23 protein-coding genes are annotated in these 20,347 nt (G+C 65.8%); 16 read left to right on the top strand and 7 right to left on the bottom strand.

All coding sequences use genetic code 11. The features are described from left to right. Positions 1-309: an NIPSNAP family protein gene (locus KI609_RS03110; protein WP_226446986.1), complete on the top strand. Its 309-nt coding sequence runs from the start codon at positions 1-3 to the stop codon at positions 307-309. A 24-nt stretch (positions 310-333) separates the two neighbouring features. Here the strand turns inward: KI609_RS03110 and KI609_RS03105 are convergent, their stop codons facing one another. Next, entirely contained in the window at positions 334-804 is a 471-nt protein-coding gene (locus tag KI609_RS03105; RefSeq protein ID WP_226446984.1) for a hypothetical protein, read from the bottom strand. 45 nt (positions 805-849) lie between these two features. Here KI609_RS03105 and KI609_RS03100 point away from each other — a divergent pair, with 45 nt between their 5' ends. Continuing rightward, on the top strand, positions 850-2,100 hold the full coding sequence (locus tag KI609_RS03100) for a multifunctional CCA addition/repair protein (protein ID WP_226446982.1): 1,251 nt from the start codon (positions 850-852) through the stop codon (positions 2,098-2,100). Between the two features lie 25 nt (positions 2,101-2,125). Here KI609_RS03100 and KI609_RS03095 read toward each other — a convergent pair whose 3' ends face one another. Then, positions 2,126-2,767, bottom strand: a complete 642-nt coding sequence (locus KI609_RS03095) for a DUF1109 domain-containing protein (protein ID WP_226446979.1) — start codon at positions 2,765-2,767, stop codon at positions 2,126-2,128. Beyond that, positions 2,754-3,398 (bottom strand): sigma-70 family RNA polymerase sigma factor, encoded by a 645-nt coding sequence (locus KI609_RS03090; protein WP_226446977.1) that lies wholly within the window; start codon positions 3,396-3,398, stop codon positions 2,754-2,756. The genes KI609_RS03095 and KI609_RS03090 overlap by 14 nt, the downstream gene beginning before the upstream one ends. A 212-nt stretch (positions 3,399-3,610) precedes the next feature. On the opposite strand from KI609_RS03090, the gene KI609_RS03085 reads away from it, so the two are divergent. The 4 genes from KI609_RS03085 to KI609_RS03070 are packed head-to-tail and all read left to right on the top strand — an operon-like array spanning position 3,611 to position 5,991. Continuing rightward, on the top strand, positions 3,611-3,904 hold the full coding sequence (locus KI609_RS03085) for a DUF2282 domain-containing protein (RefSeq protein ID WP_015015875.1): 294 nt from the start codon (positions 3,611-3,613) through the stop codon (positions 3,902-3,904). 2 nt (positions 3,905-3,906) lie between these two features. Further along, on the top strand, positions 3,907-4,755 hold the full coding sequence (locus tag KI609_RS03080; RefSeq protein ID WP_226446975.1) for a DUF692 domain-containing protein: 849 nt from the start codon (positions 3,907-3,909) through the stop codon (positions 4,753-4,755). Next, positions 4,746-5,507: a DNA-binding domain-containing protein gene (locus KI609_RS03075; RefSeq protein ID WP_226446972.1), complete on the top strand. Its 762-nt coding sequence runs from the start codon at positions 4,746-4,748 to the stop codon at positions 5,505-5,507. Before KI609_RS03080 ends, KI609_RS03075 begins: the two co-directional genes overlap by 10 nt. Positions 5,508-5,517: 10 nt before the next feature. Further along, positions 5,518-5,991, top strand: coding sequence for a DoxX family protein (locus KI609_RS03070; RefSeq protein ID WP_226446970.1), 474 nt, complete (start codon positions 5,518-5,520; stop codon positions 5,989-5,991). Between the two features lie 24 nt (positions 5,992-6,015). On the opposite strand, the gene trxC is transcribed toward KI609_RS03070, so the two are convergent. Further along, a complete protein-coding gene (trxC, locus tag KI609_RS03065; RefSeq protein WP_226446968.1) occupies positions 6,016-6,453 on the bottom strand; it encodes a thioredoxin TrxC in 438 nt (145 codons plus the stop codon). A 264-nt stretch (positions 6,454-6,717) separates the two neighbouring features. On the opposite strand from trxC, the gene otsB reads away from it, so the two are divergent. From otsB to otsA, 3 genes are all read left to right on the top strand, one after another. Further along, on the top strand, positions 6,718-7,545 hold the full coding sequence (otsB, locus tag KI609_RS03060; protein WP_226446965.1) for a trehalose-phosphatase: 828 nt from the start codon (positions 6,718-6,720) through the stop codon (positions 7,543-7,545). Further along, a complete protein-coding gene (locus KI609_RS03055) occupies positions 7,542-9,356 on the top strand; it encodes a glycoside hydrolase family 15 protein (RefSeq protein ID WP_226446963.1) in 1,815 nt (604 codons plus the stop codon). Before otsB ends, KI609_RS03055 begins: the two co-directional genes overlap by 4 nt. Positions 9,357-9,448: 92 nt before the next feature. Continuing rightward, positions 9,449-10,831 (top strand): alpha,alpha-trehalose-phosphate synthase (UDP-forming), encoded by a 1,383-nt coding sequence (gene otsA, locus KI609_RS03050; protein WP_226446961.1) that lies wholly within the window; start codon positions 9,449-9,451, stop codon positions 10,829-10,831. A 64-nt stretch (positions 10,832-10,895) separates the two neighbouring features. Here otsA and KI609_RS03045 read toward each other — a convergent pair whose 3' ends face one another. Together KI609_RS03045 and KI609_RS03040 are read right to left on the bottom strand one after the other, a co-directional pair. Continuing rightward, on the bottom strand, positions 10,896-11,090 hold the full coding sequence (locus tag KI609_RS03045) for a DUF2905 domain-containing protein (protein WP_226446959.1): 195 nt from the start codon (positions 11,088-11,090) through the stop codon (positions 10,896-10,898). 21 nt (positions 11,091-11,111) lie between these two features. Then, on the bottom strand, positions 11,112-12,230 hold the full coding sequence (locus KI609_RS03040; RefSeq protein ID WP_226446957.1) for a class I SAM-dependent methyltransferase: 1,119 nt from the start codon (positions 12,228-12,230) through the stop codon (positions 11,112-11,114). Positions 12,231-12,240: 10 nt separating this feature from the next. Here KI609_RS03040 and KI609_RS03035 point away from each other — a divergent pair, with 10 nt between their 5' ends. Continuing rightward, positions 12,241-13,044 (top strand): SDR family oxidoreductase, encoded by an 804-nt coding sequence (locus KI609_RS03035; protein ID WP_226446955.1) that lies wholly within the window; start codon positions 12,241-12,243, stop codon positions 13,042-13,044. 25 nt (positions 13,045-13,069) lie between these two features. Then, entirely contained in the window at positions 13,070-13,441 is a 372-nt protein-coding gene (locus KI609_RS03030; RefSeq protein ID WP_226446953.1) for a dihydroneopterin aldolase, read from the top strand. 69 nt (positions 13,442-13,510) lie between these two features. Here the strand turns inward: KI609_RS03030 and KI609_RS03025 are convergent, their stop codons facing one another. Next, positions 13,511-14,653, bottom strand: a complete 1,143-nt coding sequence (locus KI609_RS03025; RefSeq protein ID WP_226446951.1) for an esterase-like activity of phytase family protein — start codon at positions 14,651-14,653, stop codon at positions 13,511-13,513. A 147-nt stretch (positions 14,654-14,800) separates the two neighbouring features. On the opposite strand from KI609_RS03025, the gene ttcA reads away from it, so the two are divergent. From ttcA to KI609_RS03000, 5 genes are all read left to right on the top strand, one after another. Beyond that, the gene (ttcA, locus tag KI609_RS03020) at positions 14,801-15,745 is read left to right on the top strand and encodes a tRNA 2-thiocytidine(32) synthetase TtcA (RefSeq protein ID WP_226446948.1); all 945 of its coding nucleotides are present in this window, start codon (positions 14,801-14,803) and stop codon (positions 15,743-15,745) included. A 55-nt stretch (positions 15,746-15,800) separates the two neighbouring features. Continuing rightward, positions 15,801-16,451, top strand: a complete 651-nt coding sequence (locus KI609_RS03015; protein ID WP_226446946.1) for a DUF4136 domain-containing protein — start codon at positions 15,801-15,803, stop codon at positions 16,449-16,451. A gap of 38 nt (positions 16,452-16,489) precedes the next feature. Next, positions 16,490-17,137, top strand: coding sequence for a histidine phosphatase family protein (locus tag KI609_RS03010; RefSeq protein ID WP_226446943.1), 648 nt, complete (start codon positions 16,490-16,492; stop codon positions 17,135-17,137). Then, positions 17,121-18,290, top strand: a complete 1,170-nt coding sequence (locus KI609_RS03005; protein ID WP_226446941.1) for a DSD1 family PLP-dependent enzyme — start codon at positions 17,121-17,123, stop codon at positions 18,288-18,290. The genes KI609_RS03010 and KI609_RS03005 overlap by 17 nt, the downstream gene beginning before the upstream one ends. 85 nt (positions 18,291-18,375) lie before the next feature. Further along, a complete protein-coding gene (locus KI609_RS03000) occupies positions 18,376-20,220 on the top strand; it encodes a lysoplasmalogenase family protein (protein WP_226446939.1) in 1,845 nt (614 codons plus the stop codon). Positions 20,221-20,347: the final 127 nt, after the last annotated feature.

The following is a 20,347-nucleotide window of genomic DNA, read 5'->3' as shown; positions in this document are numbered from 1 at the left end:
ATGGCCGTCACCGTCTATCTGCGCTACGTGCTCAACACCAGCAAGCTCCAGGAGTTCGAGCACTACGGCAAGCTGTGGATCCCGCTGGTCGAGAAATTCGGCGGCCAGCACCACGGCTACTTCATGCCCAGCGAGGGCGCCAACAACATCGCGCTGGCGCTGTTCACGTTCGCCAGCCTCGCGGCCTACGAGGTGTACCGCCAGCAGTCGATGCAGGATGCGGACTGCCTGGCGGCGTTTCGCTATGCGGAGGAAACGGGCTGCATCGTGAGCTACGAGCGGAGTTTTTTCAGGCCGGTGTTTGGCTGAACGGGCGCGGGCAGCCCGGTTTCGCTACCGGAACTGCTTGCGCAAAAACGGCTTGTGCCGCGCAATGTGCGCCAACTGGGCGGGTGCGACGGTGCCGCCCAGGTCTTCGTCTTCGTCTTCGACATTGAGCACCTGGTTGGCGTAGGCCATGGCGCGGGCCACCACCTCTTCTTCGCTCACGCCCTGCGTGGCCGCCAAGTCCATGGCAACGCGGCGCATGGCGCGCTGCGACAGCATCCACATCGCGCCGAACGAATCCCACGCGGCGGCGGCCTCCTTGGCCTTGTCGTGCTCAGCCAATATCTCGTTCAGCGGTTTGGCCAGGATCTCCTGCAGCCCCTCCACTTGGGCCTTTAGGGCCTCGAACTGCGCCTGGCGCTGCAGGGCTTCGGCCGCCGCGTTGGCAGCGGCGTCGGACGCCGTGGGCACGGGCGCGCGGCCGTCGGGGTTGAGCTGGGCAATGGTGAAGTCGGAAAGTTCAGACGATGGGGACATGGTGGGCTGGAATATACGGCCGGGGGCTCGTCCTAAACTACGGCGATGCAAATCTACATGGTGGGCGGCGCCGTCCGCGACAAGCTGCTGGGCAGGCCGGTGAATGACCACGACTGGGTGGTGGTGGGCGCCACGCCCGAGCAGATGCTGGAACTGGGCTATCTACCCGTAGGGCGTGACTTTCCGGTGTTCTTGCACCCCGAAACGCGTGAGGAATATGCCCTGGCCCGCACCGAGCGCAAGAGCGGCCGGGGCTACCGGGGCTTTGTGGTGGAAAGCTCGCCCGATGTGACGCTGGAAGAAGACCTGTCGCGCCGCGACCTTACTATCAATGCAATAGCTACCAGCGCTTATGGAATAAGCGCTGGAGGCACTTTTGATCCTTATTCCGGCATCCAAGACCTGCAAGCCCGGGTGCTGCGCCACGTGACCGATGCCTTCCGCGAAGACCCGGTGCGCATTCTGCGGGTGGCGCGGTTTGCGGCGCGGTTCACCGACTTCACCGTAGCGCCCGAGACGATGCAACTGATGCGCGAGATGGTGCAGCACGGCGAGGCCGACCACCTGGTCGCCGAGCGTGTGTGGCAAGAGCTGGCGCGCGGGCTGATAGAAGAACAGCCCTCGCGCATGTTCGAAGTGCTGCGCGAGTGCGGCGCGCTGCAGGTGCTGTTGCCCGAGGTGGAGCGCCTGTGGGGCGTGCCCCAGCGCGCCGAATACCACCCCGAGGTGGACACGGGCGTGCACCTGATGATGGTGCTGGACATGGCGGCCCGGCTGCATGCCCCGCTGACCGTGCGTTTTGCCTGCCTGACCCACGACCTGGGCAAAGGGACGACAGCGGCCGACATGCTCCCGCGCCATATTGGCCACGAGCAGCGCAGCGCAAAACTGCTCCAGGGCCTGTGCGAGCGCCTGCGTGTGCCCACCGACTGCCGCGAACTGGCCGACGTGGTGGCACGCGAGCACGGCAACATCCACCGCAGCGGCGAGCTGGGTGCCGCCGCCCTGGTGCGGCTGATGGAGCGCTGCGACGCCATCCGCAAACCCGCCCGGTTTGACGAGGTGCTGCTGGCCTGCGAATGCGATGCGCGCGGGCGGCTGGGGTTTGAAGAAGCCGCCTACCCGCAACGCCAGCGGCTGGCTGCGGTGCTGGCCGCCGTGCAATCGGTGGCTACGCGCGATATTGCAGCGCTGGCAGCGGCCAGGGGCGTGAGTGGGCCGAAGGTGGGGGAGTTGATCCACCAGGCGCGTGCGGGGGCCGTAGCGCAGTGGCTCCAGGAGTCTGCCGCGCACTGACGCACAGTGCGCGCGGGTCCTAGACCTACCAGCGCAGCAAGCGCGGCCCCAGCACAGCCCCCAGCGCGGTCGGGATGGCCATGCCCGCCAGGTACCACACGGCCAGGAACGGCGTGGCCATCTCGGGGCAATGCAAGGCGTACACCAGCGCACCCAGTGCGCCCGCCAACAGTCCCGCGCCTGCACCCGCCCACACCAGGCGCGTGGGGGCAGCGCCCTTGAGCGCCCAGAAACCAGCCACGAACGCCGGCACCGACAGCGCCGCGATATTGAATGGGCAAGTCCGCCAGGTGCTGCCCAGAATCAGCGGCATGCGCTCTGCTGCAGATACCTGCGACAACGCCCACAAGGCCATGGCCCACAGCACCAGTGGTGGCACGGCCAGCCACAGGGCTGCGTGGCCCAGCGCCATGCCCGGGCGGGCCATGCGGCGCAGCAGCGCCACGCCAGCGGCTGCCAGAGCTGCGGCAAACACCAGCTTGCCCCAGAACATGGGCAGCGCCATGGTGGCCAGCAGGTCGGGGCGCAGACCGAACAGGGCCAGCATCAGCACTCCGGCCCCCGCAACGCCCACGGCGCTTGCAATCGCAAACCGTTGCTCGATGGCGGTGGACTGCACGGGCCGGTCATCGGTGGCCAGCAGGTGAATCAATTCATCGGTTTTCATGCCATTCCTCCTGGGACTGACGCAAATCAGGATGCACCACCGACCGATCTGCGGCAGCAGGCGATTGGCTTGAACCCGGTTTTGCGTAAGTCATGCCCCTGATCTTGGCGGCCAGGGCCTTGAGCCCCCGGTGCACGCCGACTTTGACGGCCGACTCCGACAACCCCGTGAGGCGCGCCGTCTCGACCACCGACAACCCTTCCAGCTTTACATACTCAATCGGCAGCCGCTGCTTGTCTGGCAGCGTGCGCAGCAGTTGCCCCAGGTCGCGCCGGGCTTCGGCAGCCTCGCTGTCGCTGCTGGCAAACAACTCGTCGGCATCGTCCAACGGGTCGTTGCGGCCTTCCTTCACCGCGTGCGAGCGCAGCCAGTCGATGAGCTTGTAGCGCGCAATCGCGTGCGCCCAGGCCGTCACCGGCATCTCGGGCCGGTAGGTGTGGCGCTGGTTGTGCACGGCCAGCAGCGTCTCCTGCACCAGGTCTTCCACCTCATCGGGCCGCTGCGCGAGGCGGCGACGCAAAAAGGCGCGCAGGTGCGCACTCAGCTCCTTCAAAAAGCGCTGGTACGCGGCTGCGTCGGCATCCAGCCCCTGCAACAACAAGCCGCGCAGGCGCTCTTCCACTATCTCCATGGTGTCTCCCTGCAGGCAATTCGTATGTCGGAGTCAATGGGTTACAGGCAGCACAAAAAATATTTGCGCAACGCCGTCACGATTTTTTTGCGCAGTGCTGTAACCCGCCTGCTGCATCGCGCGAATTACAACGCAGATCGGGCCACGCAACGCAGCCTCTGCGCAGCCACCCGGTCGGATTCAACCTTTATCAACCCTCGGAGAACCGCACCATGACCACCCGCACCCTCAGCCTCGGCGCCCTCGCCCTCGTTGCCCTGACCTCTGGCGCCGCCATGGCCCAAACCAGCGCCGCCCCCATGGACGGCGCCAAGCCCGCCATGGAGAAGTGCTACGGCGTCTCGATGGCCGGCAAGAACGACTGCGCCGCCGGCCCCGGCACCACCTGCGCGGGCACGTCCAAGATGGACTACCAGGGCAACGCCTGGAAGTTTGTGCCCGCAGGCACCTGCACCACCATCAAGACGCCCAAGGGCATGGGCATGCTGACGCCCATGAAGAGCTGACCATGGCATCCCCCCTCACCGCTGGCCTGGGCCTCAAGCCCCAGCACTACGACGAGGCGCTGCGGTGCACCGCCCCCGGCCTGTGGTGGGAGGTGCACCCCGAGAACTACCTGGCCGATGGCGGCCCGCGCCTGGCCTGGCTGGAGGCCATTCGCGCGCGCCACCCTGTCGCGCTGCACGGCGTGTCACTGTCGCTCGCGGCCGATGCACCACCCGACGCGACCCACCTGGCCCGTCTTGCGGCATTGGCTCGGCGCATAGAGCCCGCTATCATCTCGGAACACCTAGCCTGGTCCACCTGGCGCGGGCAGTACCTGCCCGACCTGCTGCCGTTTCCGCGCACGCATGCGGCACTGCACCGCATCGCAAGCAACATCGCCCGCACGCAAGATGTGCTGCAGCGCCCCATCGCCATCGAGAACCCCGCGCACTACCTGCACATCGACGGCCACGACTGGCTTGAGACCGATTTTTTGGCCGAACTGGTGCAGCGCACCGGCTGCGCCCTGCTGCTGGACGTGAACAACGTGTACGTCAGCGCCAACAACCTGGGCTATAGCGCGCAAACCTACCTCGACGCCTTCCCTCTGCACGCCGTGGCCGAAATCCACCTGGCAGGCCACCATGCCGACCCGGTACATGGCAACGCCCTGCTGATCGACAGCCACGATGCGCCCATCGCCCCTGCGGTGTGGGCGCTGTACGAGCAGGTGATCGCGCGCACGGGCCCCGTGCCCACCCTCATCGAGCGCGACGACCAGTTGCCCGCCTTCAGTGAGCTGTTGGCCGAACGTGACCGGGCCCACAACGCGCTCACAGCGGCGCAGTCCGAGGAGGCAGCATGCAGCTGAGCGCATTCCAGGACGGCTTCTGCGCCGCGCTGCTCGGCCATGCCGAGCACGCACCGTGGCTGTCTGCGCTGGAATCCCAGCCCGGCTTTGCCGTGTACCACAACACCGTGCTCAAGGCTTGCATCGATGCACTGCAAGCCAACTACCCCACGGTGTGCCAGCTGGTGGGCGAAGACTGGTTCCGCGCCGCTGCTGCGGTGTTTGTCCGCTCGCAACCACCGCGTGACGGCCTGCTGGCGGACTACGGCGCGGGGTTTACCGACTTTCTGGCCGGGTTTGCACCGGCGGCCGAGCTGCCCTACCTGAGCGCCGTGGCGCGCTTGGACCGCTGCTGGACCGAATGCCATCTGGCGGCAGACGCCACCGCTGTCGGCCGCGACTGGCTGGCGCAGCAGGCGCCCGGCACATTGCCCTTGGCGCAACTGCGCCCCCACCCCTCCGCACGCTGGGCCTGGTGCGATGCGCATCCCGCCTATGCCCTGTGGCAGCGTCACCGCGAAGGCCTGGCACTGCCCGACTCGTTGAACTGGTGTGGCGATGGCGCCCTGCTCACCCGGCCCCATGCGGAGGTGGTGTGGCATCCACTGTCGCGCGCAGGAGTGGCCTTTCTGGACGCCTGCGCCCAAGGCCTACCGCTGGAGGCGGCCGCCACTTCGGCCCTGGATGTCGAACCCACCGCAGACTTTGCCGCCCTGATCAGCACCTTGCTGGACGCAGGCGCTTTGATACCCACCGATTCACGCCCAGGCTGAGGAGCCCTTCATGACCACCAGCACACACTTCCCCACTGCACCTGCCAAAGGCCCACGCGTGCTGTGGGCGCGCCTGGCCGATGCCGCCACATGGCTCACCCCGCACAGCCTGCTGGCCGTGGTCAACCGCGTGGCCGTGGCGGGTATCTTCTGGCTGTCGGCACGCACCAAGGTCGAGGGCTGGTTCACCGTGTCCGACAGTGCCTACACGCTGTTCCGCGATGAATACAAGCTGCCCTTGCTGCCACCCGAGCTGGCGGCGCAGATGGCCACCGTGGCGGAGCACCTGTTCCCGGCCCTTCTGGTGCTGGGGCTGTTCACGCGCCTGTCAGCCCTGGCGCTGCTGGGCATGACGCTGGTCATCCAGGTGTTTGTCTATCCCGATGCCTGGCCCACCCACCTGTCGTGGGCGGGGCTGCTGCTATATCTGGCCGGGCGTGGAGCGGGCCCTGTGTCGCTGGATCGCGCGCTGGGGATTCGCTAAACGGTCACCGCCGTCGTCTGGAGATCAGGCCGCTGCTGTGCGAACCCAGCGCACGATGTCTTGCGCCCCGAGCGCGCCAGACACACGGGCCACTTCACGCCCGTGCTGAAACAGCACCATGGTCGGAATGCTGCGGATCGCAAACCGCGCTGCGATGGCCTGCTGGTCTTCGGTGTTGAGCTTGGCCAGCCGCACGCGGGGTTCCAGCTCGCGGGCAGCTTGCGCAAAGGCGGGGGCCATCTGGCGGCAGGGCCCGCACCAGGGCGCCCAAAAATCCACCAGCACCGGGATGTGGCTGCGCGCCACGTGGCGATCAAACGAGTCGCCATCGAGCTCCAGCGGCACCCCGGCAAACAAGGGCTGGTGGCACTTGCCGCAGTCGGGGGCATGGGCCAGATCAGCGTCTTTCACGCGGTTGGTGGTGTGGCAGTGGGGGCAAACGATGTGCAGGGCGTCAGTCATGGCAGCGGTGGCATGCGGGTTGAACGTGGGGCGTCATTGGGTGCGATAGATGCGATAGGTGCAATGAGGGTTCAAATCACACAAAGGCATGGCACACAGCGACATTGCGGACATTGTGTTTATTTTCAGAAGAGCAGATGGCGGCAGGGGCGGCCCGTTTCAAGATCCCCCCTGCGCGGAAAACGCCGGTCTACCCACCGCGCGCGGCGTCGAATCACCCTTTGCGCGCGGTCAGCTTTAAAGTGTCTGCTAAGGTTTCACCCCATGCAGCTGCTCCCCCAATTGACAACTGCCCACGCGCTTTTTCTGGATTTCGACGGCACGCTCACCGAGCTGGCGCCGCGTCCAGAGGCGGTGCGTGTTGCCTCCGGGCTCATCCCGACCCTTCGTGCCCTGCACGCCCAGCTGGGCGGCGCACTGGCCATCGTGACCGGCCGGCCAGAGGTCGACATCGACCGCTTTCTGGCCCCGTTGCGCCTGCCGTTGGCCAGCGAACACGGCGCCAGATACCGACTGAGCGATACGGCCATTTCAGCCATCGAGCCGCCCGGCCTGGCACCGGTCTTGCACGCCGCCCAGGCGCTGGCAGAGCGGCACCCCGGCCTGCTGGTGGAGCAGAAAAGCGCCAGCGTGGCACTGCATTACCGGCTCATTCCGCACCTCGAAAGCCTGTGCCACGACACCCTTTCGCACGCCATGCAGGGCGTGGAAGGGGTGGAGCTGTTGCGCGGCAAATGCGTCTTGGAAGTGAAGGCCCGCGGCGTGCACAAAGGCCAGGCCATCAGCGACTTCATGCGCCAGTCGCCCTTTGCCGGGCGCACCCCGGTGTTCGTGGGCGACGACGTGACGGATGAAGCCGGGTTTGCCGCAGTCCAGGCACTGGGCGGCTGGAGCATCAAAGTCGGCGAAGGCCCCACCATGGCGCAACACCGCTGCATGACACCCGCCGCCCTGCGCGGGTGGCTTTCGGCCGCACGCACACCGGCCACCACCTCACATGCCCGCGCACCATCCAGCGTGCGACCCGGCGTACCAGAGGGTGCGCATGCCGGTGTACCCGCTATGAACCCGCCAGGAGAGCAAGAACGATGAGCACGGCCGCCACCGCCCCACAGCCCGGCTCCTTGAACCTGGGCATGATCGGCAATTGCGCCATCAGCGCCTTGATCGACGACCACGCTCGCATGGTGTGGTGTTGCCTGCCCCGCTTTGATGGCGACCCGGTGTTCAACGCACTGCTGCAGCCTGGCGACGAGGGCAGCCACTTTGCGATCGAGATGGAAAACCTGGCGTCGACCCACCAGTGGTACGAGCCCAACACCGCCATCTTGCGCACCCAGCTGTTCGATACCGCCGGGCACGGCGTCGAGATCACCGACTTTGCGCCCCGCTTCTACAGCCGCTCGCGCTACTTTCGCCCCACCACACTCGTGCGCCGGGTGCGGCCCATCAACGGCGCACCGCGCATCCGCGTGGCGCTGAAGCTGCGCTACGACTGGGGGCAGACGGAGCCGCGCATCACACGCGGCAGCAACCACATCCGCTATGTGGGTGACAGCATGACGCTGCGCCTGTCCACCGATGCGCCGGTGTCGCATGTGTTGTCGGGGCAGCCGTTCGTGCTGACGCGCGAACACAATTTCTTGCTCGGCGCAGACGAAACGCTCACGGATGGCATCGCCGACACCGCGCGGCTGTTCGAGCAAGAGACCACCAGCTACTGGCGCGGCTGGAGTCGCTCCCTGGCCGTGCCCCTGGAGTGGCAGGAGGCCGTCATCCGCGCGGCCATCACGCTCAAGCTGTCGCTGTATGAAGAAACCGGCGCCATTGTGGCCGCCATGACCACCAGCATCCCCGAGTCGGCCCACAGCGGGCGCAACTGGGACTATCGCTATTGCTGGCTGCGGGATGCGTTTTTTGTGGTGCGGGCGCTCAACAGCCTCTCCGAAGTCGGCACCATGGAAGACTATTTGCGCTGGCTGAGCAACGTGGTGGTGCAAGGCGGCGACAACGCGCAAGGGCATATCCAGCCGCTGTATGGCATCGGGCTGGAGCAGGACCTGCCCGAAAGCCTGGTGCCGCAACTGGCGGGGTACCGGGGCATGGGACCGGTGCGCGTGGGCAACCAGGCGGCAGAGCATTTTCAGCACGACGTGTACGGCAACATCGTGCTGGGTGCAGCGCAGGCCTTTCACGACCACCGCCTGCTGCACCGCGCGGGCCTGGCCGAATTCAAGCGGCTGGAACAGGTGGGTGACAACGCCGTGCGCGTGTATGGCCAGCCCGACGCGGGCATGTGGGAGCTGCGCACGCGCGCCCGGGTGCACACCTCGTCCGCGCTGATGAGCTGGGCCGCGTGCGACCGGCTGGCCAAAATTGCGGTCACCCTGCAGCTGCAGGACCGGGCTGCCTATTGGCAACAGCATGCCGACCGCATGCGCGCCGAGATCATCGACAAGTCGTGGAACGAATCGCGCCAGGCTTTTGCCGAGAGTTTTGGCGGCCATGAATTGGACGCCAGCGTGCTGCTGATGGCCGAGGTCGGCCTCATCAACCCCAAGGACCCTCGTTTCGTAAGCACCGTCGAAGCCATGGAAAAGAGCCTGTGCGACGGCCCCTACATGCGCCGCTACGAAGCCGCCGACGACTTCGGCAAACCTGAAACAGCGTTCAACATTTGCACCTTCTGGCGCATTGACGCGCTGGCCCGCATCGGCCGCAAGGCTGAGGCCCGCGCTATCTTCGAGACCATGCTCGCAGCCCGCAATCCGCTGGGGCTTCTGTCGGAGGACACACACCCCGAAACGCGCGAAATGTGGGGCAACTTCCCGCAAACCTACTCGATGGTGGGGGTGATCAACGCCGCCGTTCGCCTGTCCGCACCCTGGGACAGCGTGATCTGACCATGTAGGGCGGCCCCCCTGGCATCCGACGCGTTGCGATTGGCGGCGGTGTCTGACAGCCTGCAACACGCGTTTGCACGGATGATGAGGCCATGAGCAGACTCGTCGTGATATCCAACCGCGTGGCAGACCCGCGCAAACCCGCCGCTGGCGGCCTGGCTGTGGCCCTGGGTGAAGCCCTTCATCAAACCGGAGGCCTGTGGTTTGGATGGAGCGGTACCGTGGTGGAAAAAGGCACGGCGGGCGAAGGTGAGTTGCACACCCGCAATGCCGGCAATGTGACCCTGGCCACCGTTGATCTGTGCGAGGAAGACCACCACAGCTACTACCACGGCTACAGCAACAGCGTGTTGTGGCCGGTGTTTCACTACCGGCTCGACCTGGCGGACTTCAACGCCAACTACATCGCCGGGTATCGCCGGGTCAACCAGCTTTTTGCACGCAAGCTGCTGCCACTGCTGCGCGACGATGACGTGATCTGGGTGCACGACTACCACCTGATTCCACTGGCCGCCGAGCTGCGCGCCATGGGCTGCAAGCAACGCATCGGGTTTTTCCTGCACATCCCCATGCCGCCACCGCTCATCATGGCCGCCATCCCCCAGCACGAATGGCTCATGCGGTCCCTGTTTGCCTATGACCTGGTGGGTCTGCAGAGCGAGGCCGATGTATCGCACTTCACCCGCTACGTGCGCAGCGAAGGCAGCGCCGAAGAGATCGACGAAAAACGCGTGCGCGCTTTTGGCGCCACCGTGGTCGTGCAGGCGTTTCCGATCGGCATCGATGTCGACGAGTTCACGCGGCTCACCCATGCCAGCGAAGCAATGGACACGTGCGAAGGCATGCGCGCCGAATACTCGCGCCGCCGCTTGCTGTTGGGCATTGACCGGCTGGACTACTCCAAAGGCATCCCCCAGCGGGTGCGCGCCTATCGCGAGTTGCTCGACCGGTACCCGGAAAACCGGGGCAGCGCCACGCTGATCATGATTGCGTCGCCCACCCGCGACGACGTGAACGCCTACGCCGACCTGCGCCAGGAGCTTGAAGGGCTGTGTGGCTCCGTCAACGGCGACTACGGCGAGCTCGACTGGATGCCGGTGCGCTACATCCACCGCATGGTGGCGCGCAAACGGGTGCCGGGCCTGTGCCGCGCGGCGGCCGCGGGGCTGGTCACACCGCTGCGCGACGGCATGAACCTGGTCGCCAAGGAATACGTGGTGGCGCAAGACCCCGATGACCCGGGCGTGCTGGTGTTGTCACGTTTTGCGGGCGCGGCCGAGCAACTCAAAGAAGCCTTGCTGGTCAACCCGTACGACTCGCAGGGCATGGCCGACAGCATCCAGCAGGCGTTGCAGATGCCGCTGCACGAACGCAAGGAGCGCCACGAGAAACTCATGGCACGCATCCGCCAGCACGATGTGCACTGGTGGCGCCAGGCATTCTTGCAGGCACTGGAAGCGGCGGGACAAGACTGACCGACCGACCGACAGGCGCTGTGGCAACGGCAAAAGTGTTTGAAAAAAACTTGGGTTGGTGGCCCTAAAGCCACTTGGCGATCAGGCTGATCAGAAAGCTCAGCAGCAGCGTGGACGCTACCGGCACATCCCAGTCCCGCCCGAGCCATCGAAACCGCAGGTCCCCCGGCAGCCGCCCAAAGCCCAGGCGCCGCAGCAACGGCGAAAGCCAGCTGATGAACATCAGCGCGAGAAAGGTGACCAGCAACCAGCGCAGCATGGCAAGACGCGTGCGACGAGCCTACAACCGGTGCGAGCGGTCGCCGCGCACAAAACCGAGGGGCTCCCACGCCTCGCCCACGCCCAGCGCCAGCACCTTGAAGAGCTCGCCCATTTCGTGTTCCATGATCAATTTGGCCGCTACCGCACGATCTGCCTGCGTTAGCAGCTCCATTTTTGATAGCAAACCACAGTTGATGAGAAAGTGCGCCTGCGTGGTGTAGCCCAGCACGTGCAGGCCCGCGTCCTGCGCGGCCAGCGCCATGGCCGTGAAGTTGACGTGGGCGGTGATGTCCTTGAGGCCCACCGCCGCCAGCGGGTCGCCATCGGCCAGGTGGCCCTGGTGGCACATCACGGTGCCCATGTGGCGCTGGGGGTGGTAGTACTCGCTCTCGCCAAAACCGTAGTCCAGCAAAAAGGCCGCGCCGCGTGTGAGCCGGTCGGCCAGGGTGCGGATGAAACCCTCGCCCTGGGCGTGGATTTCGGTCAAGTAGTCCTGCGGGCCTTCGATGGCTATGGGTGGGCGCAGGTCGGTGGAGCGGTCGGCCCAGGCAAAGCTGCCGTCGTCCTGCACCACCACGCCGCGCTCGTGCCACACACCGCCCTGCTGGCCGCCGTGGCGCGCCAGCAGTTGCACGGGCATGGCATCGAGCACCTCGTTGCCGACCACCACGCCGTCGATGTGCTCGGGCAGTGCATCCACCCAGCGCAACTTGTGGGCGTGCGCCACCAGCTTGGCCTGCTGGCGCGCACGCAGGCTGCCCGACAGATCGACGATGGTGTAGCGCCGCACCTGGTCGCCCAGCGCATCGAGCAGCTGCAGCGCGAGTGCGCCCGAGCCCGCGCCAAACTCCCACACCTCATCGGTGCCGGTGACCGCCAGCGCCTGCCCCACCTGTTCAGCCAGCGTCTGGCCAAACAGGGGCGTGAGTTCGGGCGCGGTCACGAAGTCGCTGCCGGACTCGGGCATGGCGCCGAACTTGGTGGAATCGTTGGCGTAATAGCCCAGGCCGGGCGTATAGAGGGCCAGCGCCATGAAGCGGTCAAAACCGATCCAGCCGCCATGGGCAGCAATGGCGTCGCGGATGTGGGACTGCAGGGCGGTCGTTAAACTGTCGGGCTTTTGGGTCACGGCCCGCATTGTCCTTCACATGTCGTCCCCATCCTCCCCATTTGCCATGCTATCGCCCCGCACCGTGCTGGTGACTGGCGCTGCCAGGCGGCTAGGCCGCAGCATCGCGCTGGCGCTGGCAGCGGGAGGGTGGCAGGTGGCAGTGCACTACCGGTCTTCCGAGCAGGATGCTATTGAAACAGTAGCTGCCTGCGCAAGCTACAAAGGCGCTAGCGCCCATTTTGAGGCAGATTTTCAGGATGAGGCGTCTGTAAAGGCGCTGGTGCCGCAGGTCATTGGGCACTTTGGCCAACTGGACGCGGTGGTCAACAGCGCATCGCTTTTTGAGCACGACAACGCCCAGACCTTTGGTTTTGCCGCACTCGAAAAACACCTGCGCAGCAACACGGCAGCCCCTGTGCTGCTGGCCCAGGCCCTGCACCAGCACATGGCGGACCGTGCCGCCGCCGGCGAAACCAATGCCCAGGGCGCGGTCGTCAACCTGCTGGACCAGAAACTCTGGAACCAGAACCCCGACTTCATGAGCTACACGCTGTCCAAGGCGGCCCTGGAGGCCGCCGGCACCATGCTGGCCCTGGCGCTGGCGCCCCGGGTGCGGGTGGTGGGCGTGGCCCCGGGCCTGACGCTGACCAGCCACCTGCTCAGCGAGGACAGGTTTGCGCAGTTGCACGCCCTGAGCCCGCTGGGCCGGTCATCCACCGCCGAGGACGTGGCCGCCACGGTGCGGTTTGCACTGGAGAACCGGTCCATCACCGGCACCACCCTGCTGGTGGACGGGGGGCAGCATCTGATGAAGTTTGATCGCGATTTTTCGATGATGTGAGCGCAAGCTCACCGCAGGACCATTCATGAACCAAGCCGTTGGCACCCAGATCCTCACACTCACCGGTTTGCGCTTTGATGCCAACCTGGGCATTCTTGACCACGAAAAGACCGCGCCCCAGCCGATCCAGGTCGATGCCGAGCTGAGCCTGGGCGTGCAGCCGCTGGCCCCGCGGGACGACGACATCGGCCATGTGCTGGACTACCGGCGCGTGCGCCAGATCATCATCGACGAGTGCAAGGCCGAGCACGTGAACCTGCTGGAGAGCCTGATCGGCAAGCTCGCCCACCGCCTGATGCAGTTGCCCGGCGTGCTGGGCGTGCGGGTGAAGATCGCCAAACTGGAAATCTTCGACGATTGCGAAGTGGCCATTCGCATCGAAACGGGGCAGTGGTAGGCCGCTTTGCTGCCGGTACGCCCTGCTGCCGTGCCGCCCCCCCGCCTTTTTGCGGCTTGTGTCTCGTTCTTACTGGGGCAGCACCTCAAACGCCAGGAACTGCGTGACCTGGTTGTCGGCAAAGTTGTTGTCGGCCACCAGCACCAGCGTGCGGTTGCCGTTGGGCAGGCGCGGCCCCCACGAGGCGCCCTCGATGTTGTCGATCTTGACGCCCTGGTAGGTGATGGGCATCTCCAGCAACAGCTGCTTTTTCATGGGCTTGTAGCTGGCGCCTTTCAGGCTCTTGAAGGACTGCACGTTGGTGGTGTCGGCCTCCAGCGTGGCCAGCACCAGCCGGATCGTGTTGCCCACGCCATCGGCATAAGCGCGTTCCACGGCAACGAACTCGGTGTTGGACACCGCCAGCAGTTCGGGCAGGCCGTTGTCGGGCGCAAAGGCGCCGGTGGGGGCCTTGTCCACGGGAATCGCAGGCAATGGGTAGGCGTATTGCGCGACGCTCTTGCCACTGGCGGGGTCGAGCTGGAGCACGCGCACCACGCTGCCCGCCTGCAAGCTGGTGATGGGGCCGTCCTCGATCAGCGCGTCTTCGTTGGCAGTGAAAACCATGCCATTGGGGGTAACCGCCAGCGCCTCGAACAGCTTGTTGCTGCGGGCGCCGGTGGTGCTGTTGTCCACATAGTTGAAGGCGCTGGGTGTTTCAAACGCGCGAACAAAGCTGCCATCGGTGCGGATCTCACGCACGAAGGGCTGGTACAGGGCCGCCCCCGTGCCGAAGTTGCCTTCGCTGGAGATATAGAGGTTGCCATTGGGGGCCACGCGGATGCCCTCGGGGTCCACCGTGCGCGTGGTGCTGGACAAGGGCTTGCCATCGGGCCCCTGGATGGAGACCATCTTGTTGATGCGTACGCTCTTGAAGCGGGTGGCATCGAAGTCGAGCGATAGCGAATAAAAGCGGGGGGTGCCACGCTCGCCTCCGCGCTCGTCCGAAATGGCCCAGTAGGTGCCGTCCTGGGCCCGGTCGATGCCCGAGATGCCGCCAAACTCCACGCCTTCGTACAAGGTCTTGGTTTTGATGGCGTAGTCGCCAATCAGGCGCAGGCCGCCAATGCCTTCGGCTGCATCACTGCCGCCGCAGGCCGTGAGCATGCAGGCCAGCCCCCAGATGGCCACGGAGCCGACGACGCGGGAGAAAGTGCAGGAGAGTGGCAACATGGTCAAACCCAAGGGGCAGGAGTCAAAAGCCCCGGAGTGTGCAAGTGCCATATGACGGCGTCGTTACGCAGCCCGGCCAGGGCCCTGCACAGGCAAAGGCCACGCCCCCACGCGCGCCCGGCGCGGCAGGAATGAGACAATTGGCCCATGAGTACCGTCTGGACAGAAGCCGAAAACCCCACCGTTGCAGCGCCACGCAACGATATCAAGATCGAGCGCGAAACCCACAAGCTCGAAAAACGCCTGTGCCGCGAAGTGGGCAAAGCCATCGTCGACTTCAACATGATCGAAGAGGGCGACCGGGTGATGGTGTGCATGTCTGGCGGCAAAGACAGCTACACGTTGCTCGACATACTGCTCAAGATGAAGGCTCGCGCGCCTATCCACTTTGACCTGGTCGCTGTGAACCTGGACCAGAAGCAGCCTGGGTTTCCCGAGCACATCCTGCCCGAATACCTGGCCAGCACCGGCGTGCCGTTCCACATCGAGAACGAGGACACGTATAGCATCGTCAAGAAGCTGATCCCCGAGGGCAAGACCACCTGCAGCCTGTGCAGCCGCCTGCGCCGGGGCATTTTGTACCGCGTGGCCGATGAGCTGGGCTGCACCAAGATCGCGCTGGGCCACCACCGCGACGACATCCTGCAGACCCTGCTGCTCAACATGTTCTTTGGCGGCAAGATGAAAAGCATGCCCCCGAAGCTGGTCAGCGACGACGGCAAGCATGTGGTGATTCGCCCGCTGGCCTACGTGGCCGAGAAGGACACCGCCCGCTGGTCGGCGCACCGCAACTTCCCCATCATCCCCTGCAACCTGTGCGGCAGCCAGGAGAACCTGCAGCGCAAACAGGTGGGAGAGATGCTGCGCGAGTGGGAGAAGAAGTTCCCGGGCCGCGTGGAGAACATGTTCAACGCCCTGCAGAACGTGGTGCCCTCGCACCTGCTGGACGGCAACCTTTACGACTTCAAGAACGCCAAGGCCACGGGCATCGCCAGCGAAGACGGCGACAAGGCATTTGACAAGGAGGAGTTCCTGGCACCCGCGCCATCACTCCTGGGCCCCGGGATGGTGCAGGTGGTGCAACTGTCGTGAACCTCCGCGCCCCGGCGGCACTCTGACCGGTATTGCCTCTCAGGAGAACCGAATCATGACGCGTCGATGGATTTTTTCGCTGTCGCTGTGCGCAGCCGCAGCCCTGGCGGGCTGCAGCACCGGCCCACGCATTGTCGAGGGCCAGGTGCAAAGTTTCTCCACGCTGGCGGCGGTCCCCGCGCCAGCCACCTACCGCCTTGATCGCCTGCCCTCGCAACAGGTGCCGGCCTTTGACCCCATTGCCGCACTGGCCGAACAGGCGCTGGCCCGGGTGGGCCTACAGCGCGACGATGCCGCGCCACGCTTTTTGGTGCAGATTGGTGTTCAGGCGGGTGTGGTTCCCCGCTACGACGGCATGGCGCCGTATGGACCTTCCGGCCCGTGGGGGTTTGGTGGCTGGGGCGGCTGGCATGGCCGGGGGGGCTGGGGCTTTGGCGGCAACTGGGGGTTTTACGAGCCTTCGCCACTGCACCGCCGCGCCGTGAGCCTCATGCTGCGCGACGCTGCCACGCAGGCCGTGGTGTATGAAACCTCGGCGGTACATGAAGACATCTGGGTGAGCGACCCCGCCGTGTATGGCGTGTTGTTTGACGCGGCACTCACCGGCTTCCCCAAGCCTCCCCAGGGCCCCCGGGAGGTGCGTCTGCCCCTGCCCATGCTGGCCCCCCAAGCAACACCTGCCCCGGTCGCGCGGCCAGCGCCCTGACTTTTTCGACACTACGACGACCATAGTCTCCCACCTGCATGCAATCCACCCGCATCGTTGCCGTACGCCATGGCGAAACCGCCTGGAACGTGGACACCCGCATACAGGGTCACCTCGACATTCCATTGAACGACACCGGTCTGTGGCAGGCAGCCCAACTGGGCGAGGCCCTGAGTGGTGAGCCGATTGGCGCCATCTACACCAGCGACCTCCAGCGGGCCCACGCCACCGCCCAGGCGGTGGCCCGCACCACGGGCGCGCCGCTGGTGGCCGAGCCGGGGCTGCGCGAACGCAGCTTTGGCCACTTCCAGGGCCGCACCTTTGCCGAGATCGAAGCCGAGCTGCCCGAGGACGCCCGGCGCTGGCGCAAGCGTGACCCGCACTACGCGCCCGCCGGTGGCGAGTCGCTGGTGACACTGCGCGAACGCATCGAGCGCACGGTGACCACGCTGGCGCAGCAACACGCGGGCGAGCAGATTGTGGTGGTAGCCCACGGGGGCGTGCTGGATGTGCTGTATCGACTGGCCACGCGCCAGGAGCTGCAGGCGCCGCGCACCTGGCAGTTGGCCAACGCCGCCATCAACCGCCTGCTATGGACCCCCGACGGCCTCACGCTGGTGGGTTGGGCAGACACCCAGCACCTTGAAAACGCCGACCGCACCGCACGCGATGAAACCCATTCCTGAGGCACTGGCAGCCACCGTGGGCCTGCGGGTGGACCTGATCGACACGCCCGCGCTGGTGGTGGACCTGGACGCCATGGAGCGCAACATGCAGCGCATGGCGGACTTTGCGCGCAAACACCAGGTGCGCTGGCGCCCGCACGCCAAGATGCACAAGAGCGCCGAGCTGGCACTGCTGATGCAGCAGGCTGGCGCGCAGGGCGTGTGTGTGCAAAAAGTGTCCGAGGCCGAGGCATTGGCCGCAGGCGGCGTGAACGACATCACCATCACCAACCAGGTGGTGGCCATGCCCAAACTGCAGCGTGTGGCCCGGTTGGCCGCACAACTGGCAGCGCGCGGTGGGCGTCTCGCGCTGGCCGTGGACCACCCCGAAGGCATCGAGCGCCTGGCCGAAGCCATGGCGCAATATGGCAGCGACGCGGGGGTGGATGTGCTGGTGGAAATCGATGTGGGCCAGGGCCGCTGCGGCGTGGCCCCGGGCGAGGCGGCCGTGCCATTGGCGCTGGCCGTGGCCGGCACGCCACGCCTGCGGTTCGCCGGCCTGCAGGCCTACCACGGCCGCGCGCAGCACATGGCCAGCACCGTGGGCCGCCGCGAGGCCATTGCAGCCGTGGTGCGCGCCGCCGCCCACACACGCCAACTCATTGAAGCGGCGGGGCTGCCCGTGCCCCTGATCACCGGCTCGGGCACCGGCACACTGGTGCACGAGGCCGCCAGCGGCGTGTTTGGTGAACTGCAGGCGGGTTCGTTCCTGTTCATGGACGCCGACTACGCCCGCAATGAGCGCGAGCCCGCACAACCGGCTTTTGAACACGCATTGTTCGTCAAAACCCAGGTGATCTCGGTGCGCGACGGCCATGCGGTCTGCGATGCGGGCCACAAAAGCCATGCCATCGACTCGGGCCTGCCCACGGTCGCACTGCTGGCGCCCGAACGGGGCTTGCGCTACGCCAACGGCGGCGATGAACACGGCATTCTTTACCCCGATGGCCCCAAGGCGCGGCTGCCCGCGCTGGGCCGCATGCTGTGGCTGGTGCCTGGCCATTGCGACCCCACGGTGAATCTGCACGACTTCATGATCGGTGTGCGCGGCGGGCTGGCGATGGGCATGGTTGAACGCATCATCAGGGTTGATGCCAGAGGCGCGCTGACCTGATTGGGGCAAAAATGCTGCGGCATGAGCGCCGCACCGGACCGCTCCCAGCAAGCTCGCGCCATCGTGCGCCGCAGGAAGGTTTCCCATGAGCCCCAGCCAGATCATCGTTCTTGCCACGCCGGTCTTTTTGGTGCTGATCGCCATCGAGCTGGCCATCGGCTGGCGGCGCCAGCGCAACACCTACCGGCTGGCCGATGCGGTCAGCAGCATCAGTCTGGGCATGCTGAGCCAGACCAGCGCGGTGTTCACACGGCTGCTGCGCATCGGCATCTACACCGCCGTGTTCGAGCATGTGGCCTTGTGGCGCGGTGATGCTTTCTGGCTCAGCGCTCCGGGCTGGCTGCTGGCGCTGGTGTTCTACGACTTGTGCTACTACTGGCTGCACCGCATGGGGCACGAGTCGGCCGTGTTGTGGGCGGCGCACGCGGTGCACCACCAGAGCCAGGATTACAACCTCAGCACCGCACTGCGCCAGACCAGCTCGGGCGCGTTGCTGGGCTGGGTCTTTTACGTGCCGATGGCCCTGGCGGGGGTGCCACCGCTGGTGTTTGCCGTCGTGGCGCTTATCGACCTGCTCTACCAGTTCTGGGTGCACACCGAGCAGGTCGGCCGGCTCGGGTGGTTCGACCGCTGGTTTTGCAGCCCCAGCAACCACCGTGTGCACCACGCCGTGAATGACGCGTATCTGGACAAGAACTATGGCGGCATCCTGATCGTGTGGGACCGGATGTTCGGCACTTTCAAGGATGAGGACGCGCAGGAGAAATGCGTGTACGGCACGCGCGGCCTGCTCAACAGCTGGGACCCGCTGTGGGCCAATGCGCAGGTGTATGCAGGCTTGGCGCACGACAGCTGGCATGCACGCAACTGGGCCGACAAGCTCCGGGTCTGGCTCAAGCCCCCGGGCTGGCGGCCTGCCGATGTGAGCGAGCGTTTTCCGAAGCCCTCCTTCAGCATGGCACAGATGCTGCGCTACCACCCGCCCATGTCGCGCGCCGTGCAAGGGTTCGCCGTGCTGCAGTTCGCCGCGCTGCTGACAGGTGTGGCGGCGTTCCTGTGGCAAGCCGACAGCACCCCGCTGGCAGACAACGCCCTCTGGTTCGCGGTGCTGCTCGTGGCGCAGTGGGCCCTGGGCGCGGTGATGCAGGGGCGCATCGGCATGCTGCAGGCGCTGATGCTGCAAAGCGGAGCGCTCGCCACGGCCACCAGCGCCCTGGGGTTCACGCAGTGGCACTGGTTGTTCAAGCCGCTGACGATGGTGATTGCTCTTATTTTGGTAGCTATCAGCGCTTATTCAATAAGCGCCAGAGGCCGATTTGAATCAAAGTCTTTGTACTTGATGGGTGCGGCGCTGGCCGGGTCGCTGGCGGGCGATGTGTTCCTGATGTTGGACGGTTTTTTCATTCCCGGGCTGGTGAGCTTCCTGGTGGCCCATCTTTTCTACGTGGCGCTTTTCAAGCGCGGCCAGCGCTGGTTTCCGCACCGGGGGGCCTTGGCCGCCACGCTGGGTATCGGCGTGGCGATGTATGCGTTCTTGTGGACGGGTGGCCTGCCCGCCGCGCTGCGCGCACCCGTGGCCGCCTACGTGCTGGTGATCGCGCTCATGGCAGCCCAGGCCATCGGCCGCGCGACGGTGCTGCGCGATGCGCCCGCGCTCTGGGTGGCGCTGGGCGCCGGGTTCTTCATGGTCAGCGATTCCCTGCTGGCCACCCACCGGTTTGTGGTGCCACTGCCGCTGTCCTCTGTGTGGGTGCTGGCCACCTACTACGCGGCGCAGGGGCTGATCGTCACCGGGTGGCTTCGCGGCCTGGCCTCGGCGCCCACCCACACCGCGTTGCGCACAGGCGCCGCCGAGGGCACAAGCGGCACACCAACGTCTGTGGAGATGGGCGCCCCACACGGCGCACCAGGCACACTGGCACGCTCCTAGCCCCCGGGATCTCGTCACTATTTATATAGCCAAAAAGACTTATAGCGCTTATCCACAAAGCGCTGACAGCTATCGATACAATAGCAAATAGCAAATAGCAAATAGCAAATAGCAAATAGCAAATAGC

Origin of the sequence: Acidovorax radicis (assembly GCF_020510705.1) — a bacterium.
Classification (GTDB): domain Bacteria; phylum Pseudomonadota; class Gammaproteobacteria; order Burkholderiales; family Burkholderiaceae_C; genus Acidovorax; species Acidovorax radicis_A.
The sequence above is the reverse complement of the archived record's forward strand: the minus strand, read 5'-3'. Positions and strand labels throughout refer to the sequence as shown.

Coding starts and splice junctions, on each gene's coding strand:
- trxC (WP_226446968.1), bottom strand. CDS start 6,453: ATGACTGACGCCCTGCACATCGTTTGCCCCCACTGCCACACCACCAAC.
- KI609_RS03005 (WP_226446941.1), top strand. CDS start 17,121: ATGAAACCCATTCCTGAGGCACTGGCAGCCACCGTGGGCCTGCGGGTG.
- KI609_RS03080 (WP_226446975.1), top strand. CDS start 3,907: ATGGCATCCCCCCTCACCGCTGGCCTGGGCCTCAAGCCCCAGCACTAC.
- KI609_RS03025 (WP_226446951.1), bottom strand. CDS start 14,653: ATGTTGCCACTCTCCTGCACTTTCTCCCGCGTCGTCGGCTCCGTGGCC.
- KI609_RS03015 (WP_226446946.1), top strand. CDS start 15,801: ATGACGCGTCGATGGATTTTTTCGCTGTCGCTGTGCGCAGCCGCAGCC.
- KI609_RS03045 (WP_226446959.1), bottom strand. CDS start 11,090: ATGCTGCGCTGGTTGCTGGTCACCTTTCTCGCGCTGATGTTCATCAGC.
- KI609_RS03055 (WP_226446963.1), top strand. CDS start 7,542: ATGAGCACGGCCGCCACCGCCCCACAGCCCGGCTCCTTGAACCTGGGC.
- KI609_RS03095 (WP_226446979.1), bottom strand. CDS start 2,767: ATGAAAACCGATGAATTGATTCACCTGCTGGCCACCGATGACCGGCCC.
- KI609_RS03075 (WP_226446972.1), top strand. CDS start 4,746: ATGCAGCTGAGCGCATTCCAGGACGGCTTCTGCGCCGCGCTGCTCGGC.
- KI609_RS03090 (WP_226446977.1), bottom strand. CDS start 3,398: ATGGAGATAGTGGAAGAGCGCCTGCGCGGCTTGTTGTTGCAGGGGCTG.
- KI609_RS03085 (WP_015015875.1), top strand. CDS start 3,611: ATGACCACCCGCACCCTCAGCCTCGGCGCCCTCGCCCTCGTTGCCCTG.
- KI609_RS03040 (WP_226446957.1), bottom strand. CDS start 12,230: ATGCGGGCCGTGACCCAAAAGCCCGACAGTTTAACGACCGCCCTGCAG.
- KI609_RS03030 (WP_226446953.1), top strand. CDS start 13,070: ATGAACCAAGCCGTTGGCACCCAGATCCTCACACTCACCGGTTTGCGC.
- KI609_RS03000 (WP_226446939.1), top strand. CDS start 18,376: ATGAGCCCCAGCCAGATCATCGTTCTTGCCACGCCGGTCTTTTTGGTG.
- otsB (WP_226446965.1), top strand. CDS start 6,718: ATGCAGCTGCTCCCCCAATTGACAACTGCCCACGCGCTTTTTCTGGAT.
- KI609_RS03070 (WP_226446970.1), top strand. CDS start 5,518: ATGACCACCAGCACACACTTCCCCACTGCACCTGCCAAAGGCCCACGC.
- KI609_RS03035 (WP_226446955.1), top strand. CDS start 12,241: ATGTCGTCCCCATCCTCCCCATTTGCCATGCTATCGCCCCGCACCGTG.
- KI609_RS03010 (WP_226446943.1), top strand. CDS start 16,490: ATGCAATCCACCCGCATCGTTGCCGTACGCCATGGCGAAACCGCCTGG.
- KI609_RS03100 (WP_226446982.1), top strand. CDS start 850: ATGCAAATCTACATGGTGGGCGGCGCCGTCCGCGACAAGCTGCTGGGC.
- otsA (WP_226446961.1), top strand. CDS start 9,449: ATGAGCAGACTCGTCGTGATATCCAACCGCGTGGCAGACCCGCGCAAA.
- KI609_RS03110 (WP_226446986.1), top strand. CDS start 1: ATGGCCGTCACCGTCTATCTGCGCTACGTGCTCAACACCAGCAAGCTC.
- KI609_RS03105 (WP_226446984.1), bottom strand. CDS start 804: ATGTCCCCATCGTCTGAACTTTCCGACTTCACCATTGCCCAGCTCAAC.
- ttcA (WP_226446948.1), top strand. CDS start 14,801: ATGAGTACCGTCTGGACAGAAGCCGAAAACCCCACCGTTGCAGCGCCA.